The 18620-nt window shown below is 32.9% G+C and carries 21 protein-coding genes; 19 read left to right on the top strand and 2 right to left on the bottom strand.

Going from position 1 to position 18620, the window contains the following annotated elements; translation table 11 throughout:
- Positions 1-121 precede the first annotated feature (121 nt).
- The 7 genes from ABC382_RS00375 to ABC382_RS00345 all read left to right on the top strand — a co-directional run bounded on the left by ABC382_RS00375 (position 122) and on the right by ABC382_RS00345 (position 7421).
- Positions 122-2494 carry a type IV secretory system conjugative DNA transfer family protein gene (locus ABC382_RS00375; protein ID WP_412926361.1) on the top strand — a complete coding sequence of 791 codons (2373 nt, stop codon included), beginning with the start codon at positions 122-124 and terminating at the stop codon, positions 2492-2494.
- 360 nt (positions 2495-2854) lie between these two features.
- Positions 2855-3421, top strand: a complete 567-nt coding sequence (locus ABC382_RS00370; protein WP_412926360.1) for a hypothetical protein — start codon at positions 2855-2857, stop codon at positions 3419-3421.
- Positions 3422-3444: 23 nt separating this feature from the next.
- A complete protein-coding gene (locus ABC382_RS00365) occupies positions 3445-4059 on the top strand; it encodes a hypothetical protein (RefSeq protein WP_412926359.1) in 615 nt (204 codons plus the stop codon).
- 57 nt (positions 4060-4116) lie between these two features.
- Positions 4117-5001, top strand: coding sequence for a hypothetical protein (locus ABC382_RS00360; RefSeq protein WP_412926358.1), 885 nt, complete (start codon positions 4117-4119; stop codon positions 4999-5001).
- A 30-nt stretch (positions 5002-5031) separates the two neighbouring features.
- Positions 5032-5847, top strand: a complete 816-nt coding sequence (locus tag ABC382_RS00355; protein ID WP_412926357.1) for a hypothetical protein — start codon at positions 5032-5034, stop codon at positions 5845-5847.
- 161 nt (positions 5848-6008) lie between these two features.
- The gene (locus ABC382_RS00350; RefSeq protein ID WP_412926356.1) at positions 6009-6587 is read left to right on the top strand and encodes a hypothetical protein; all 579 of its coding nucleotides are present in this window, start codon (positions 6009-6011) and stop codon (positions 6585-6587) included.
- A gap of 87 nt (positions 6588-6674) precedes the next feature.
- Entirely contained in the window at positions 6675-7421 is a 747-nt protein-coding gene (locus ABC382_RS00345; RefSeq protein ID WP_412926355.1) for an ArpU family phage packaging/lysis transcriptional regulator, read from the top strand.
- A gap of 244 nt (positions 7422-7665) precedes the next feature.
- On the opposite strand, the gene ABC382_RS00340 is transcribed toward ABC382_RS00345, so the two are convergent.
- The gene (locus tag ABC382_RS00340; RefSeq protein ID WP_412926354.1) at positions 7666-7761 is read right to left on the bottom strand and encodes a putative holin-like toxin; all 96 of its coding nucleotides are present in this window, start codon (positions 7759-7761) and stop codon (positions 7666-7668) included.
- Positions 7762-8412: 651 nt separating this feature from the next.
- Between ABC382_RS00340 and ABC382_RS00335 the strand changes: the two genes are divergently transcribed.
- The 6 genes from ABC382_RS00335 (at position 8413) to ABC382_RS00310 (ending at position 15070) form a co-directional block, all read left to right on the top strand.
- Entirely contained in the window at positions 8413-8904 is a 492-nt protein-coding gene (locus tag ABC382_RS00335; RefSeq protein ID WP_412926353.1) for a hypothetical protein, read from the top strand.
- A gap of 89 nt (positions 8905-8993) precedes the next feature.
- Positions 8994-12263: an isopeptide-forming domain-containing fimbrial protein gene (locus ABC382_RS00330; RefSeq protein WP_412926352.1), complete on the top strand. Its 3270-nt coding sequence runs from the start codon at positions 8994-8996 to the stop codon at positions 12261-12263.
- A gap of 118 nt (positions 12264-12381) precedes the next feature.
- Positions 12382-13371 carry a class A sortase gene (locus ABC382_RS00325; protein ID WP_412926351.1) on the top strand — a complete coding sequence of 330 codons (990 nt, stop codon included), beginning with the start codon at positions 12382-12384 and terminating at the stop codon, positions 13369-13371.
- A 185-nt stretch (positions 13372-13556) separates the two neighbouring features.
- Positions 13557-13886: a thioredoxin domain-containing protein gene (locus ABC382_RS00320; RefSeq protein WP_412926350.1), complete on the top strand. Its 330-nt coding sequence runs from the start codon at positions 13557-13559 to the stop codon at positions 13884-13886.
- A gap of 11 nt (positions 13887-13897) precedes the next feature.
- Complete coding sequence (locus ABC382_RS00315; protein ID WP_412926349.1) at positions 13898-14263, top strand: hypothetical protein; 366 nt, start codon at positions 13898-13900, stop codon at positions 14261-14263.
- A gap of 237 nt (positions 14264-14500) precedes the next feature.
- Positions 14501-15070 carry a hypothetical protein gene (locus ABC382_RS00310; protein ID WP_412926348.1) on the top strand — a complete coding sequence of 190 codons (570 nt, stop codon included), beginning with the start codon at positions 14501-14503 and terminating at the stop codon, positions 15068-15070.
- A 167-nt stretch (positions 15071-15237) separates the two neighbouring features.
- On the opposite strand, the gene ABC382_RS00305 is transcribed toward ABC382_RS00310, so the two are convergent.
- Positions 15238-15981 (bottom strand): hypothetical protein, encoded by a 744-nt coding sequence (locus tag ABC382_RS00305; protein WP_412926347.1) that lies wholly within the window; start codon positions 15979-15981, stop codon positions 15238-15240.
- Positions 15982-16401: 420 nt separating this feature from the next.
- On the opposite strand from ABC382_RS00305, the gene ABC382_RS00300 reads away from it, so the two are divergent.
- The 6 genes from ABC382_RS00300 to ABC382_RS00275 all read left to right on the top strand — a co-directional run bounded on the left by ABC382_RS00300 (position 16402) and on the right by ABC382_RS00275 (position 18590).
- Complete coding sequence (locus ABC382_RS00300) at positions 16402-16608, top strand: helix-turn-helix transcriptional regulator (RefSeq protein ID WP_412926346.1); 207 nt, start codon at positions 16402-16404, stop codon at positions 16606-16608.
- Between the two features lie 44 nt (positions 16609-16652).
- On the top strand, positions 16653-16829 hold the full coding sequence (locus ABC382_RS00295; RefSeq protein ID WP_412926345.1) for a hypothetical protein: 177 nt from the start codon (positions 16653-16655) through the stop codon (positions 16827-16829).
- Entirely contained in the window at positions 16816-17373 is a 558-nt protein-coding gene (locus tag ABC382_RS00290) for a hypothetical protein (protein ID WP_412926344.1), read from the top strand. Before ABC382_RS00295 ends, ABC382_RS00290 begins: the two co-directional genes overlap by 14 nt.
- A 90-nt stretch (positions 17374-17463) precedes the next feature.
- Positions 17464-17826 (top strand): hypothetical protein, encoded by a 363-nt coding sequence (locus tag ABC382_RS00285; protein WP_412926343.1) that lies wholly within the window; start codon positions 17464-17466, stop codon positions 17824-17826.
- 19 nt (positions 17827-17845) lie between these two features.
- Positions 17846-18073, top strand: coding sequence for a hypothetical protein (locus tag ABC382_RS00280; RefSeq protein WP_412926342.1), 228 nt, complete (start codon positions 17846-17848; stop codon positions 18071-18073).
- Between the two features lie 16 nt (positions 18074-18089).
- Entirely contained in the window at positions 18090-18590 is a 501-nt protein-coding gene (locus tag ABC382_RS00275; RefSeq protein WP_412926341.1) for a hypothetical protein, read from the top strand.
- Positions 18591-18620: the final 30 nt, after the last annotated feature.

The raw sequence follows: 18620 nt of genomic DNA, 5'->3' as shown, positions 1-18620 counted from the left end.
CATCAGCCTTCTAATCCTATTTTCTTTAGTAAATAAAGAGAAAGGGTGCATGAATGATGCAGGAAACAGTATTGAGTAAATGTAATGATTATTTCCAAACCATGTTACACGGTGAATTGCTATGACCGCTTCGACAGCAGTTCCTTATGGATCGCCTATAGTATGGGGTGGAAGTGATTTATTTACCCATATGTTGATAATCGGACCGACTAGGTGTGGTAAAACTTCAACTTTACTAAAGCCAATGGTTTATCAAATGTTAAAGGCAAGGAAAATGGGTATGCCACTTGGTTTATCTTTAGTAGAGCCAAAGGGTGATGTAGCATATATGGTAAGGGAAATGTGTGAGGTTATGGATATAGACATGACTCATATAGACCCTACACGTGAGGACACAGGCAAATTTAACCCATTTGAAGGTGAAGAAGATGATGTTGCAGAAGCAACAGTTGTTGTATTAAAAGGTCTTTTTGGTAAACAGGATGCGTTTTTTGCGACAGTGCAAGAATTATCAGCAAGAAGTGTAACAAAGATGCTAAAACGCCTACATGGTGATGATATGGACATTACAGATGTTGTATCAACACTACGTGATGAAGAACTAATGGAAGCTCAAGTAGATGAATTAATAGATCGTGATGGTTTGGATGATTTAACTTCATTTATGAAAACTGAATTACTTGGAACAATGCGTGACAAGTACCGACAATTTGTAATCGGTTTAAGGGCGCAACTTGAAAACCTTTCTTCAAACAAAGCTCTACAAAGGGTAATGTTAGGTAAAAGTAGTATCTCGATTGACAATCATTTTGAAACAGGTGGAATTTTATCAGTTAATACAGCACTTGGTATGTTACGTTCTTCGGGTGATGCGTTTGGACAATTCGTAATCATGCATTTACAAAATGGTACGTTTAGACGTAAAGGTACTGAATCTACACGTGTTCCCCATTTTATGATAGTCGATGAATATTCTCGTTACATTAATCCCGATGTAGAAATTTTCCTAAGTTTAGCTGCGGAGTATCGTGTAGCAGGGATTTTCGCTACTCAATCATTAGGTCAATTAGAAATCGAAGCAGGTAAGATTGGTGCAAAAGCTATGAAACGAGCTATTTTGGCATCATGTCGTAACAAAATCTGTTTCGGTGGGGTAACTTATGAAGATGCTAAAGACTTTGCTGACGTATTTGGTAAAGACAAGATAATCATGCGTCAAAACACATATAAAAATACGGTTATTATGCCTACATTATTCCCCGACAGCTATCGTGATACAGAAGTTGAAGAATATCGCTTTGCTCCAACCGACTTGCAAGACAATATTCCACGCTTTAATTTTGTACATCAGCTAATGAAAGAGGGCGTTGTACAAAAGCCAAGTATAGGACGTGGTGAGTTCGTTCCGCAAGATTGGAAGGATAAGCGTGAATGGGAACAAGGGTTTGCTAAAGCCGTTAAGTCTAACACGACTCGTGATAAAGAGAATGAACGTGAAATTTTTGGTCTAGTGCGTAAGTTTTGGCATGGATTCACTGCAAAATCTGAGACAGTAGAAAATAAAGCTACCGCTTCTGAACCTATGAATCCATTGCAAGAAGCGAGATCAAGACGTGGCGGTAATGATTTCTCCCATATGACTGAACAAGCCAAATATGAGTTTGATGTAAATGAATTGGAAAACAATCGTCCTCATAATGCCAAACAAAGAGGTCTAGTAGATGTAAATGGGAATAATCTAACATCCTTGAATATGAATCCGACATTAGACCAGAGTAGTTATGTTGCTAACCATGAGGAATCTTCATTTGTTATGGAGAAACAACCAATTAAAGAAAACCAAGTAACCTCTAATTCCATCCATGATGAAAATGATGGTTTGACGACTCAACAAATTGCTGAAATTGAAAGCATGAGAAGTCGCTTGGGTGATTCTGTTGCTAGTGCTATGAAAGATGCCATTATGCAAGAAAACGCTCTAAAACAGAAAAAACAACAAGATCAAATTGTTAGAGAACAGGATTATTTACAACAACAGCAAGAGGAAACAGATAAACATTTGCATGAGGATGCCCATTTAAACCATAGTATAAGCGATTATGAAGGAAGCGGTGACGCTTACGATACAAAAGCAATAGCTCCTATGCAGGAAGAACAAAGCTCATTTAAATTCAATTTGAGCGAGGAAGAAATGTCTAATCCGATTGCTACTGCTTCAAGTTCAAGTGAAAACAATGGTGAAATTAATTTTAAAAAGAAATCTAGGAGTAAAAAATCTCAAGATGGTAATAGCACTGTGAAAGCACCAATTGTTGAAGGCTTGAATACAGCAATCGAAGGTAACACCGCTAATAATCAGCAAGGGAATAAAACGAAAAATACAAATCGCTCATTTGTAAAAAATGATGGTGATGATGATTCTCATGAACATGAAAATAAAAATGAAAAAGCGATTCGCAATAATACACAGAAGAAGCGAGATAACTTTTGGTAGTAGTTAGAGAAATGTATTACAAAAATGATATATAAATGATATATAAACACGCAGAATGAAATGTGCAATTGTTACATTTTAGTTATTTTTTATGCATTTTATTTCACTAAAAGAAAATAAAATCATAAAAATGTATAAAATATCAATAAAATGATTTCTTTTAGACAAATAAGACTTTTATTATTCCAGTATTTGTACTATGATATTTAAAAAGAAATACCTTTTAAAATTCACTGGTGTATTTCTTGGAAGTCAAAAAAATACTACATAATTAGAAGCGAGGTGAATGTTACAGCTTGAATTGTAATGCAAACATTTCCAATCAAAGAGTATACAAAAACTCAAGGGAGGTTGTTTGAAATGGGATTAAAGAAGCTGTTTCAAGGTTTCTTTAAACAAAAATCATCTTCCCTTGAAAAACAGAAAGATGAATTGAGTTTCAAAGCATCACAACTAGGTTTTTATGTAGTAGAACAAGATGAATTTGCGAAACCACTACGATGTGTAGAACACCTACAGAAACTAATTTCTGAGCAAGCTTCAACCGCTTCAACAAATGGTGATAACGAAAAGTTAACAGATTTATCTTTAGAACAGTTACAGACTAAACTAAAGAGGATTATGTCTCATTCATATACCTTATTAAGAAGGTTATCATGGTCTGTTAATAGGGGTTCAACTACTGCGCTATATTATGCTAATACTGTCACAGGCTTCATTGCTGACACACTTCATAATGCCCCATCTATGTTAGATGGGAGATATTTTCCAAACATGAGTGAAGCAGAATGTAAGGAATGTTTAATCAAATTAATTCAAGAATATTTAAGTGTACAAGCAGTCTTGCGTGAACACTTAAATAATAATACTGAGTTAGATGAAAAAGTTAAACATTATATGCGAGCTTACTACAACGAATTAATCTGACGGAATGAAAGGAGTTGTTTTTATTGCAATCAAGTTATTTTTCTGAATTAGAAACGAAATATAATAAATTGTTTATGGAACAACAAAGAATAAGCATATTACAACAAGAAGTTATTTCTGCAAAAGATGAAGTTATTATGACATTGCATGAAATATCGGCTATCAAAAATCAGCCAAATGTAATGCAAGAAACAAAAAGTAGCATAGTTGGTGGAGTTATTGGTGGTGGAGCTGTTGGTGGTACTAAAGGAAGCGGTGCAGGAAGTGTTTGTAAGTGTACATTAACTTCTACCCTTGCTCAGATACATCAAAGTGAGAGTGAAGCAGAAGCAGTCCAAGCAACACTTTTATTTTTAGAAGGTATCTTTGGGAAACAAGATGCGTTTTATACTTCAACACAATCAACACTGATTTTAAAAGTAGCTGAACTGACCAAGCGTCTGTATGGTGATAAATTTATACCCTCTGATTTCATTAAAATTCTTTCCAATCAAGAATTATTAAAATCAAAGGTTCAAGAATTAAAGGCTCTTGAAGGTGAGAGTTCCTTAATATCGTTCTTTGAAGATGGAGAGCTTCTACAAACATATGTTTATCCAATGACGTTAGGTATCATTGCTTCTACTTCTCTTAGTTAGAATGTACTTTAAAAATTGAAATGAAATTTATACGAAATGAATAGGAGTGAATTAATTATGACAGAAAGCATTCAATCATTTTTAATCGAAGGTTTTGACCAAACCAAAGGTATTAAATCTTTCGGTTCAAGTTTTGAGAGTGATTTACAAAAAATCATCTCTGCTCAACAAAACGAAAAAATCCTGCAAAGTGAAGTAATTACAATTGATACAACTACAATCACAGTTGATGGAGAAGTTAAAAAAGTACCATGTGCAGTAGTCTATATTGGTGACTGTAAAGGTATTCTTCCAATCGTGAAGGCAGATGTACGTGTTGATGATGACGGTGTTTATAACGAAAGAGATTTACGCAACTTGCAAGGTCGTACTATTGCATTTGTTGTAGAGCGATATGAATACGATGAAGGAAGTCAAACTTGTACGTTCTTAGCTGACCGCTTAACTGCACGTCAACAAATGGCAGACCTTTTATTCCGTAAACTTGAAGAAGGCTCACATGCTATTGCGGTTGTACACCGTGTAACTGAAACTGTAGTTATAGCCGATATTGGCGGTGTAGACGTGTACATGAATGCACGTGATATTCGATATGGTTGGATTGATGATTTACAGAAAGAAGTCAAAGTTGACGATCAATTAGAAGTTGTAATAACTAAAATTAATGCTGAGAAACGCAAAGTAGAAGCATCTGCTCGTTTGGCACAGCGTAATCCGTGGGATAGCATCAATAAAAAATATCATCGTCAAAAAGAATACACCGCTACAGTTTCGGGTGTACGTCATTTTGGAGTCTTTGTCCGACTAGAACATGGTTTAGATTGCTTATGCCCACACTTAAAATTTGAAGCGTTGAACGTTGGAGATAAAGTCACTGTACGTCTAATCCGCATTGACCAAAAAGAAGAAAAAATTGACGGAAAAATCGTCAGAGTACGCTAGTACACACTATGAAAGTTGGGTGATTCTTACATGACATCAGCATCAATATCAACGTATAAACCTCATAAGTGTGTATTTGCCGAATCACTCGAATGGTCTTTTGAAAGTCAAATTATCCCCTCAAATAAGAGAATGAATGAACGAGCAGTAGTTAATATTAAAAACAAGAAAGTTTTCAATCGAATATTAAGTGCTATTCAGTTTATTCACTACACAGGCGTTGCAGAAAGTTCGCAATTATTCCGTCTGTTTGGTTTGAAGCAGGTAGATATTAAATACTTAGTTAAAAACCGTGTATTGGTACGACATGAAATCAAAACATCAGCAGATCGTAGGAAAAAGGGGCAAAATTTCAGGAAATCTATATATACGCTTGATGAAGGTGCGAGGGTGTTATGTGATACGGTTTATCGTGAGCAAAACTATTGGTTAAGCTTTACGACTCAAATGGTGCTTAAAGTATTAGCATTTATTGAACTGTTTATTGTTTTTAAAGAAGCCTTCCCACATTCAGAAAATCTATTCGTAGACGAATCCGCTACAATAAAACCATTTACAGGCGTAATAGATTTAAACGGCAAGCTGTTTCATGTTTATGTCGTGAGAGGTAAAACAAGTGATTTAGAAAGCTACATTCGGGTTAATAGCAATAAAAGTATTCGACTTTGCCTACTTGTCGAAAACCCTAATCATATTAAGCCACTAATACCAAGACTTACTTCAAGTAAAATGATGGTTCGAGTGATTGATGAAAATGAAATCGCTCAAGATGATGCAAAATTAGAAGAACTATTTTATTTTATTCAAAACGGTGGATTGATAAAAGAGCATTTGGTTATGGATTGATTAAGGAATGTATACGGCAGTAGAAATGAAACCAATTTAAATTTTCGATGTTGATAGCCTAGTGATTTAACTAGGCTATTTATGTACAGCCCTATTAAAAGGGCTGTTTTCTGTGGTAGATGGGGTTTTGTTATATGTCTTGTGGGATGGAGGGAATAACGATGGCAACTTTTGTAGCAAAAGAGAGTGGAGTACAAGATGTACACGTTTTTTGGTTGCGTGAATACGATGCAGTTGTAGCTCATTCGTTGGATGAAGCAATATCATGGTACAAAGATTTTACAGGTTTATCGGACGATGATTTATACGACTATAATGAAATAGAAATTATTCCACCTAATTATAAAATGCAAAAAAGTGAAGATGATACTCAATTAATATCTGTTAAAGAGATAGTAGAAAAACATTGGAACTTAAAGCCCTTCATCATAACAACAACTGGTGGTCATTTTCATATTAAGTTAAATCATTTTTTTGAGGGATGGAATGCAGAAACTAAAAATGATTTTTTCTCCAATCATAACCTTGATAAAGTAACAATAAAAACAGCATCGTATGTAGAAATAAAATTAAACAATAAAAATAAAGAATGTTATGTGACATTTAAGAATGATTCATTTGAAGCAATATCAAAGATTATAAAAGACGATTGGTGTGCAATAATGGATTCTTTATATAAAAATAAGTGGTATGGGAAATATGAATTAATAAAATGCGTAAAATTCATAGATAGTTATTGAAAAAATGAAGATATTTTTTATAAACATTACAAAATAGGCAAAAGCATGAAGTATTTGTGAATTTTAAATCGAAGGAGGTTGTTTGTGTTGTCAACATCGACAGAACAAGTAAAAACAAAAGTAAATTATAAAATGGTGTCATTGAATGACAGTCGTATACAACATCTTATTGGAGATTTAGAAAATGAATCCTCTTTAGAAATTAAGAAAAAAAGCGAATGGCTTCTTAAACACTATAGGGATTTGGTCGCTATATCTGCTAATTCAGCCAAACAGCAGTTACCTGTATATCATCAAGGTGGTACACTACATGCAATCGGTACATTGTTTATAAATACCAATCCTCAAGCCGTCTTAGATGCACTAAATATGTATAGTGAAATGCATACTGGAAGTAAGGATACGCATACCGATGTAGTACAGGAATCAAATGGAAGTCATGTAGGTAGTGCTTTAGGTTGTTCTGTTGGTAGTTCTAAGGAAAGCAATATATATACTTCTGTTAATACACCTATAGGAAAGGGAAGTAGTTTAGGAAGTGAAGGAGGAATGGTGCTTACTCACGTAGATGTAACACATCAAACAAATATTCATTTGCTTAAAAATGAAATTTTGGAAGTTACAATTTTAACTAGAGCGTTGTACCGACTTGTTGATGAACGTGAACGACAATTACTACAGTACAAATACCTTGAAAATGCATTACTGGACTATGAAGTGGTGCAAAGGATGGCAATAAGTGAGCGTCAATATTACAGGACTAAAAAAAGTGCGATTTTAAATTTTGCGGAATGTATGAAAAAAATGGGGTATTGGGTTGTGTCATTTGAATAACTTGCATATATTTGTATAAAGTAAGTAAATGATCTTACGCCAAAGCGTGTTTTGTACGTACTTTCGAACGTCTTTTTTCTTGTAGATTTGAGTGTTTGTGCTATAATAAAGACAAGAAAGACCGAATGGTGCTGTAACACCAAACGGTCACATGTAACAAAACAAACGCTTTAAGAGCGATTGGTCTAAAATAGGGAACAGTAAACTGCCTCTACCTTTATCCCAAAGGTATGTCAAGGGCGGTTTACTTTTTTTGTGTGAAAGTAAACGACAAAGCTAGTACAGCTACGATTAATGTACCAAAGCTAATCATAAGCGTGATACCTTCATACATTGTCATGGCATCCCCTCCTTTCTCTCCACATAAACAAAGATGTGAAGCGGATAGAGATAACCAATCGCCCATAAAAACCTCTATTTTGCTACTCCTTAATTATACCATTTTATTAGGTAGAAACATAGTTTTTTCACCTATAAAAGCCCAATAAATCTAGTGTTTTCAAGGCTTTCCATGTATTTAAATGAATTTAAAAACAGTGGGTTTTATATACATTTTACGATAGGAATTTTCTATTCAACACATGAATTTCAGTGAGTAATCATCTAAAAAAATAAAAAAAGCCAATCCACAATTATTGTGAAAAGGCTTTTTAGATAGATAGTATCCTTCAACAGTTAATAAGATATTATCATGATTTAGAACTTTATTCAATCCAATAAAGTTTTCTTTTAGTGAAAAGTATAAACTGAATATTCTGTTTAATGTCAGTAAAATGGCATAAAAAAATAGGGTGAAAAAATACAAATTTAATTTTAAATCTATATAATAGTAATTATAAATACTTAGTTTAAAAGGGTTTTTAAATTATTTTTACTAAGTGTTTTTTCTGTTTTAGTGAAAGGTTTGTGTATGCCTTGTACTTCACTTTATGGCAATTTAACATTCATATATTCACTAAACGAAATATTGAATTGAAAGGAGGTTTTGGTAATGGAGAAGGCACAACATGGAGATTTAACTCACACTCAATCTCCTATGTCATTTGCAACAAGTACACAATCAGAAAGTACAGATGTTGTTATGAGTACTGAAAAGGCAAGTGTTTTAACTTTACGTTGCTATAAAGTGGCTGTATGTCTTTGGGCTAATATTGAAGCGGTATTAAAAGAAAATATTCAAAGTGAAGTGTTCGTTACATCACACAATATAACTAACGAAGTAAAGCTTTATATTGAAACCGATGATACAAACTATTTGAATCCAATCTTAGATGAATCAAATTCCAATGAGGAAATTCTTATTTTCCCAACTACACTTCAAAAATATTACTGCTCTGCCCAAAATGATGAAGATTACTCTAATGAATATATTCGACATCTAATCTCCCAAACGCTTGAACGTCATTTGTTGGCGAAGGCACAGGCTGTAAAACGTGAAGATTGTGATGAATCAACGGTTCTCCGCTTCCCTATGTATTCATAGGAGCATGTAAAAAGAATATTTAGTCTCTGACTACTTCAATCAAAAGTAGATAAAAAAATGTGTTTAGAAAACTTGAGAGGAAGTAGTACATGGGAAATCAAATGAATGAAATGATGCAAAAGGGTTCAATCCAAAATAAGTTTTTTATAGTCACAATGATGCTTGTATTAATTTACAGTATGTTTGTTGCTTACATTGTCCCTGTTGAAGCTTCAACAGCAGATGAACCAACACTTACAGTATCACCTACAAAAGATAAATCAAAGGTATTAAAACATCTTGAATTAGCGTCGTTTACAGAATCGTTTACTTATACGATTGAAACAAAAGTGCCTAAAGATGGTAAAAGTTTCGCAATTGAAAATCGGATTGCTAGACAATTGAGCATTGTTCCAGATTCCGCAAAAATCAATCTTGCAGGTTTAAAAGCAACAATTGCAGATGAAGCAAATACTGTTTCAGTAACATTAAATGAAACTGAAATCGCTAAATATGCAGGAGAGAAAGCTATTTTAACTTTTGATGCAAAATTAAAAATTGGTGCTAACTTCTCTGAATTTAAAGATGGCAAAGTACCAAACGTAGCTAAAACTTGGGTTGATGAAAAGAGCCAAGACACAAACGAAGTTACAGTGAAAGTGCCAAGCTACAAAAAATTAGTGGATGGCAAAACACATGTTGAATTACCAACACGCTCAACACCATTCACATATACAGTTGAAGCTAGAATTCCTACTGAACGAAATTCATTTGTTATTTCAGATAAATTCGAAGATGTATTGGAGATCGTTGGTGCTGTAACTACTAATTTAGATAATAAATCAGTTGAAATCACTAACTCTAACGGAACAAAAGAAACGGTTAAAGCTCCAAAAGCTATTGTAGAAGGTAATACGGTTAAGTTTGAAATGGATGATACACAAATTAAAGCATTTGGCGGTACAGACTTAGTTATTACGATTCCTTCAAAAATTCGTGACAACGCTGTTTTAAAAGAAAATGCTCCTATTATTGAAGTTGCTACGATTATTGTTGATGGTGAGTCAATCAGCTCAAGCTATGCCACTGTTACAGTAAAAGAGCAAACTAAATCAGAAATCACTAAAACTGTAAATGGTAAAAATGAAATTACCTTAACAGATAATAAGGATGCATTTACTTACGAAATTCGTACAGCAGTTCCACAAGATGCGAAATCATTCAAATTAGAAGATATCCTTGTAAATGATTTACAAATCATTGGTACTGAATTGAATTTACGTGATGTTGCAGTAAAAGTGGAAGGTCAATCCGTTAAAGTTGAATTAAATGATGCCAAAGCAAAAGAGCTTAGTGGTAAGGATGTAGTTCTTACTATTAAAGCCAAGCTAAAAGAAGGCTTTGATATTACAAAATACAAAAATAACAAATTGCCTAACACTGCATCAGTATCATCTAACGACAATAATATTAGCAATTCAAACACTGTATATGTAATTCCGTTTACAGGTGAGGAAGTTGCGAAAAATCCAACGTTAACTGTAAATGGTAAAGATCAAATCAAATTAGAATCGTTTGAAGAACGTTTCGAATACATGATTAATGTTCCAGTACCAAAAGATGCAAAATCAATCTCAGTAACAAACCAATTAGCAAACGAGCTAAAAGTAATTGGCTACGCAACAACTAATATTAAAGATGTCTATGCTACTGTCAACGGTAATGAATTGTCGTTGAAATTAGGTGGAAGTAAAATCAAGGATTTTGCAGGTCGTAATTTACAACTTAAATATACAGCAGGTGTGAAATCAGATGCAGACTTATCTAAATTCTTCAATGATGGAAAAATCCAAAATAAAGCTACTGTCCAAGTAGATAACACTACAACAGATACAAACGTGGCAATTATTGAAGTACCTCAAATCTCTAAAACAGTTAATGGTAAGAGCGAAATCACTTTAACTAACAATAAAGACGAGTTTACTTATCAAATTCGTGCTGTTGTTCCAAAAGAGGGTAAATCGTTTGTCTTAGAAGATGTCCTAGTAAATGAATTACAGGTTGTGAGTACAGAAGCTAATTTACGTGAAATTCCTGTAACAGTAAGTGGACAAACAGTAAAAGTAGATTTTAACGAAACAAATGTTAAAACTTACAGTGGTAAGGAAGTAGTTCTTACTATCAAAGCTAAAATTAAGGAAAATGCTGACCTTACTAAACTTACTGAACAAAAATTAGTAAATGTTGCTACCGCTACTACAGATGCAAATAAAAAAGTATCTTCTAACAAAGTAGTTGTTATTCCATCAAAAACTTCTAGTGATGATGGAACTGGAACATTACCATCTAATTCATCTCAAATTACAAAAACAGTAAATGGGAATAAAGATGGCATTGTCTTAAAAGACAATGAAGAAACATTTGTTTATGAAGTTAAAACAAAAATTCCAAAAAATGCTAAATTTATGGTTGTCAACGATAAATTAGCAGATGAACTAGAGCTTCTAAAAAGTTCAACAAACTTAAATGGCGTTGAAACGAAATTCAATGACCAACGTGTTAACGTAACATTGACTCAACAACAAATCGAACAGTACGCAGGCAAAGAAATGGTAATTGAAATCCAAGCACGTTTAAAAGCTAATTTCAATTTAAGCAAGTCTCAAATTCCTAATACTGCAACACTGCAAGTCGATCAAAATAAGCCTGTTGAATCCAATACAGTTAATGTAACTCATGCCAATGGATTAGCCTTCGAAAAAACAGTTAACAACGCAAAAGAAGCTACAATTTCTAATGCTACTGACTCATTTAAATATGAGGTAAAAGTGAATGTTCCTTCGAATGCTAAAACATTTGTTGTTACAGATGAATTAGAAAAAGTATTAGAACTAGTCAATGCTAAAGCAACTGTTAACCTTGATGGAATTGAAGCAAAAGTTGATGGGCAAAAAATTGTTGTTCAATTAAATGAAGAACAAGTTAAGAAATTTGCCAATAAACAATTAATCCTTACTTTTGATGCAAAGGTTCTTGAAGGCGCAGATTTATCGAAGTATAACTCAAAAGTACCTAATACTGCTTATTACCAAGTCAACAATGAAAATAAGATGTCTTCTAATACAGTATTTGTGAATGCACAGGGTATTGATGGGGTAGGCAATGTTGAGAAGACTCCTTCTGATACATCGTCTGAACCACAAACTACAACAACAACTGAAACAAAAACTGTTGTTACTGAGGAACAAGCCGAAACATTACCGCAAACAGGTAATCAATCAACTAACGTTGTACTAGTAGTTGGTGGTCTTCTAGCAATGGGCGTAGCCCTTGCAATTGCTTTTGTGTTACACCGCAGAAATCAAATTGCAATTAAGTAACAAAAAGATATATTTCGACTTGTAAAGCGAAAGGACGCAACTGTAAAAGTGCGTCCTTTTTTAAAACAAGGTTATTTAAAACTGAATTTAAATTTAGTAGAAAGGAAGATTTTCAATTATGTCGTCAATTTTCAAAAGGTTTTTTAAAAACGATGAAGATGATGAATGGGATAACGAACATGAAAGTCCTTATGTAAATCAAAATCATTATCAGACAAATACTTACGAAGCGGAAGGGAGCAATCAACATTATGACCAAAAGAATCAAACATCAGAACACGAAAGCAAGGAAGCAGATTTTCCGAATCAAGAGAATACGTACCAAGAAAAAATTGAGCAATTCAGCACGAATGAAAATGAAGCCCAAGATAAATATGATGAAGACGAAGAAGATCACCGCTTAACGTTTCGAAAAAAGTTGGTTTTTGTCCTACTCGGAGTTGTATTTTTAATTGGCATTATTGCTGTAGCATATCAACCAATAATTAATTACATTGTCGCCCCCTCACAACTAGAAAAGCAACGACTAGATGCCTTTGCTTTATCATCAGATGAAATGAAAGCAAATTTAATTAAAGCTCAAGAGGATGGTACAGAAGAATCATTTAATTTTGAAGAAGTTCAATTGTTAGATACGTTGACTGTATCAACCACTATTAATAAGAAAAATGTAATTGGTGGCATCTATATACCTTCTGTGGATGTTAATATGCCTATCTTATACGGAACAAATCAAAAGAACTTGCAAAATAGTGCTACAACAATGAAGCCCGACCAAGTAATGGGTGAAGGTAACTATGCGCTTGCAGGTCACAATTCACGCAATCCTAAAGCTTTATTTACGCCAATCCGTAACTTACAAAAGGGTGATGCTATTTATATTACTGATAAAGATAAGTTATATAAGTATTCAGTCGTAGCAAGAAAGGTAGTTCAACCAACGGAAGTTAGTGTGATTGAAGATATAGAGGGTCTTCAAATAATTACTCTTGTATCATGTTACAGCCTAGATGGTAAAGATCGAATTATCGTTCAAGGGGAGCTGGAAAGTGTTATTGATTATGTAGATGCTAAAAAAGATATTTTAAAAGCATTTAATGATTTGTAATAGTGCAATTAATCATTGTTAAATGCCGTAGAAGGCGGTTTTCGGCATCGCATGAGGAATTAATCAAACATGTTTCAAAAGAGGGCGTAAACAGCTTCCTGCAATGCTAAAAGTGCAATTGAATTAATGCAGTCTATAAAACTATAAGAATTTATAAAAAATACTAGCTTGGAGAGGTGGATATTATGAGAAAAAAGGTAGTAAGTTCAAACGTTTTGAAATGTCATGTTAATCCTTATGGTGTCGATTATAAAAAAATGGGCATGGTGCTTGATAACATGCTAGATTACATTCCGAATGATTACTACAAGAAATTGCAACTAGGTAACATGAAGTATTCATTGAAAAAAGGACAGTATTCATTAGATTCATTGGTTGAAACATTACGCTGTTTAACAGAAGGGAAACGCAACAGGTTTAATTCTTTGTTTTCATTGATAATCAAGGTGGAGCATAAGCGGTTGAAAGAACGTCAACAAATTCTATATTCTTCTTTACCCAAAAAAGGGATATAGGGGGGATAGTCGTGGACGAAAAAAAATACTTCACTAACTCTCATAAAGATGATTTTTTAAAAGATATTGCAAAAATAATGAGGAAAGAACCTGTACCTGTTATAAGGAAAATTGAAAAGGTTTTTGCTCATGTGGAAGCGTCACATTTTTTAACTGAGAAAAAGGAAATGGCAATTTATGAGCCGACAGATGATGTCATAAAAAAGCTTACAGTTGAGGGATTAAAAATAGTGTCTTTTGGAAAATACCTAAATTTATTAGAAGCGGAATTGCTTTTGTTAAAAAATAGACAATGCAATGAAAAAATTAAAGTACACTCTACTGTGATCGAAGAAATAATAAATTGCATATCAAACCATAAAAATAAAGCATATTAATTTCTTTCAATCCGAATTAGAAATTAATATAGAAACCAACAATCTGTTTTATTGGCACTTTAAATGTGTTAAGTAATGCATAGAACCGATTGTTGGTTTCTATTCATTCATTAAAGAATTAATTAAGATAACATAAGTTTTTGGAGGATGGGCAAAAACCCCAACTATGATTGTATGAAGTATTCTATGGTACAATCTGTTAATTAATTACAATACTTTCTAAAAGGAGGATATATAATGAAAGCAACGAAATTCGTCGTATCATTAGCAATACCTATTCTATTATTAGTAGGTTGTGCGGTAGAAAATAAAGAGTCTACTCCTAAGACTGAGCAGTTAAGCAAATCAACAATGAAAACAGAAATATCAGAGAAACAGTATCCCTATTATATTTGTGAACAAATAGTAGAGTTTCAATACATGAAGGATTTATTCATAGTAAACTCGATGAAAGCTATGGAAGACAAAGAAAAAGAAAAAGATATTTTAAAAACAGCAAACAAGATGGATAAGATTTTAGACAATATGGAATATATAAAAGTTCCAGATAAATACAAAGAGATTCACAAAGACATACAAGTAGGGGTAACAGATGCAAGAAAAGCAACAAAGCTTATTAAAGACGCTAGTAAAGAGGATAAACCGAATATGCAAGAAGCTGTACTAAAAAGTACTCCACATTTATCGGGTACAGATGGGGAAAATTGGAAAAATGCACTTTATGAGTTAAGTAAGGAAAACAAAGATGCTTATGTTAAAGCACTTGAGAAATTAACGAAAGAACATTCGGAAAATGACTTCCGCTAACGATATTTATAAGGGAGTTATGCGTAAAATTAGTTCTTCAATGTAGTGTAGTGCTTTAATAAAAAAGTTACATTTTAAATAAGGGGCGACTTCCAATAAGACCTCTATATAAAAATCCCCTCTAAGTACGTTTTAAACGTCCATAGAAGGGGATTTTTAATTAACTATTAATGGATTAGACATACCATAACATGAGAACCTAAACAACTAGCACAAGCAACAGCACCTACAATATTCCCACCAAATATTACTGACGCACATGCAGCACTACAAATTTGTTTTGTTAGTTCTGGGGCATCATACCAATAGTTTTTTAAGCATTCCCATGAATCACTCCAATAACCTGCTTTAGCACTATTAGTTGATAAAAGGGAAACCTCTGAATTTTCATCAAAATATACTTGCTTATCAATTACTTTATTTGTACCTACTTCAAGAGTCATACCAAGCATATCTTCGTTATTTAATGTTGCATAGGTAACATTGATCTCATTACTCTCTATATCAAGAGTTGATTTCATTATGATAAATTCGCCAACTTCACCCGTTGTTTTATCATAAGAAGTTAATAATCGTATATCAAAATTTTCATTGTTCTTTTTATAAGGAATCATCAAACCATCTTTATTCTTACCATAATCCATGTACTCAGTGTTTTGCCAATCAAAGTCATCTCTGCTGTATTCACTATGATTGAACTTTCCTGCAATATCTAAATCCTCTTTTACTTCATTTACAACTATTGAGTTGTTAAGGAAGCCATTCTTTTCAATTTGTAAAGGTGCTTGCTGTGAACAACTATTACAATCAGTAGTTTCACTTGTTTCTTTAGCCAAAGCACCTAAATTCACAGATAGGGGTTGAAATGCTAAAAACATAACCATTACAAAAAAGATTAATTTTTTCTTCATTTACTATTCCTCCTAAATTTAAATTTACTTTTTGAAAAATTTGTACCACGGAACACCTATAAAGAAAACGGCAAACAATAGGATAAGAAAATCATAGGTTTGTATCCCATCTGAAAAAAGGATAAGCAATACGGCTACAAATGCCAATATTCTAAGTAGGACTGATTTTTTCATTTAAGACCCCCATTCTTTTCTGTTATTTCGGGAACGGTTGATATATAAAAACCATTCATAGAAAATTCTAACATTAAAAATATATAATTACCATAAAAATACCAATTATTTTATATTCTTTTATGCTATGAAGTATATTCTGTTCTATTATATAGGTGTAACATTAGGTCGTAATCACAAGAACTAATGTGATATATATTGTACATAAAGTAAATTATATGTTACAATGAATGTGGAGGTTAATATATGAAGAATCAAGTGAAAATTGCACGTGTCAAAGCAGATTTGACACAACAACAATTAGCCGATGCAGTAGGAATATCGAGACAGACCATACTACGGATAGAGAAGGGAAGTTTTAATCCATCCTTGAAGCTTTGTTTACAGATTTGCTATACACTGAATGCGAAGTTGAATGAACTATTTTGGGTCGATCAAGAAGATTTTGAATAGGGAATAAAAAACTTATTTTTTCGATAGAAAGGCAGGATATAAATATGAATCAATGTAAAGATTGTGGTAATCAAAATAATCTTGAAAATGTAGGTAGTGGGGAAGATTGGAATGGTGAATTTACAGATTACGAATGCAAAGAGTGTAATGGAATTACAAGGGTTTATGATGATGAAGACAAAAAAATTTTTGAAGGGAGTCAGAATAGTGAATATGAATGAGAAAGTTTCTTTCAATACAACTAAAAAAAATTTAGAAAGATTAAAAGCATTATCCACTGAAAATGAAATGCCAATAGGTAGATTTTTAAAACAACAATTAGAAAATTATTTCGATGAAAATAATTTAATTCAAACAGAAGAAATCAAATTTGATAAATCCTTAAATGTTGTTAATTTATCTCCGAAAGCAAAAGTTGCACTAGAACACTTATATAATGAAATGTTTGATAAAATTATTGATTCTAATGGATTGAATATTGCTCTAAAGCGTTTGAGCCAAGTTAATAATCCTATATCCAGTGAAGATTTCTTAAATATTTTTGAATCCGAAACAGAAGCCGATATCAGTGATGAAATTAAAGTTGCTATAAAATTTTTGAAGGATAAAGGATTCTCAAACAGAGTTATCTTAGTAAATTGTGTACGTGAAGTCGTTCACGAAGATGAAGCGGTACAACAAGCACTTTCTGTATTAGAAAAAGAATTTGTGACATTTGATGATAAGGATTTCGATAGGTTAGTAAAGCTGTTGTATAACTTTTAAATGTGAGCCGAGCAACTAAATTTTTTTAATAGTAGATGTAATATTATTGAATATAATGAAGGGTTTGGTGAGGTTGTGAGGTCTTATCGAGTGGTTATCCAAGAAGAAAAAGATGGAAAAGTAGAAGTGTTCGAAAATATTAGCCATAGTCAAATGCTTGAACATTTTTCTAAACATCATGATACGGCTTACCGCTTCAAAACATATGGAGCGAATGCAGGGGGGTTTTGGGAACTTGAATTAGTGCTTGAACACGGAAAGACACTTAAAAAACAAGCCAATCCACCTCAAGTATCTTACGGTTTGGGTAAAGATTTTTCGTTTGCTGATTTCTTTGAAAAACTTGCAAATGCATCTCCATCAAGAAAAGAAAATTTAGGTTCATTACTAATGGATGTTATTAATAATGAGGACATATCAAAACCTAAGTTAACAGTAGTTAAAAACGATTAAGGAGAAGGGAGGGCTTTATGTGGAAACACCTTCTAATGATGAAGAATATGTAATTACCTATATTGATTTGGACACAGATAGAGAGCATCTATTATCTTTTAATTCTAAAAAAGAAGCGGAAAAAAAGTTTAAAGAAATAAAAAAGAATAAAAATTATATATCTGAGTTCCTTATGACAAGAAGCCAATATGACCAATTCCAATTAGATGTAATCATAATGGGTGAGTCAGATGAGGGGGAGTTTTAACATAGGGGGAAGTGCATTGGAAGAAAAATTCATTGTTACAACGGAACAGGTAGATAAATTAATATCCTTAACTCACTCTACGTTAGACATATTAAATTGCGAATTACTAATTGTAGATAATATGCACTTATTTAAAGAGACAGATTTCTATAAATCGTTAAATGATAAAAGTAAAGTCACGCTAGAAAATTTTATGTACTACACAACTTCACTATTTATTGCTTCTCATAATTTAATTGTAATCCTGCTAAATAATCTTAAAGGCGAAACAATAAGGGAGAATGCAATTTATTTTTCAAGCACATTATTTCACGAACTTCGTCATGCATGGCAGTTTAAGAAGGAATTATTTGATTTCAAAGAAGCAATGCAACCGAATGATGAAAACTACCTTAAACAACCGCATGAAATGGATGCACTAGCCTATGAAGTTTTTGCAACAAATAAATTTAAAAATGAGATTTGTGACTTATTTGAAATAGATCAAAATTGGGTCGTAACATATCCGTGGTCGTAATATAAAACCTCAAATAGAATGGAGATGACA

Source organism: Lysinibacillus phoenicis (assembly GCF_047238325.1).
Taxonomy (GTDB): domain Bacteria; phylum Bacillota; class Bacilli; order Bacillales_A; family Planococcaceae; genus Lysinibacillus; species Lysinibacillus irui.
Note: the sequence above shows the minus strand (reverse complement) of the source record. Positions and strands in the feature narration are given on the sequence as shown.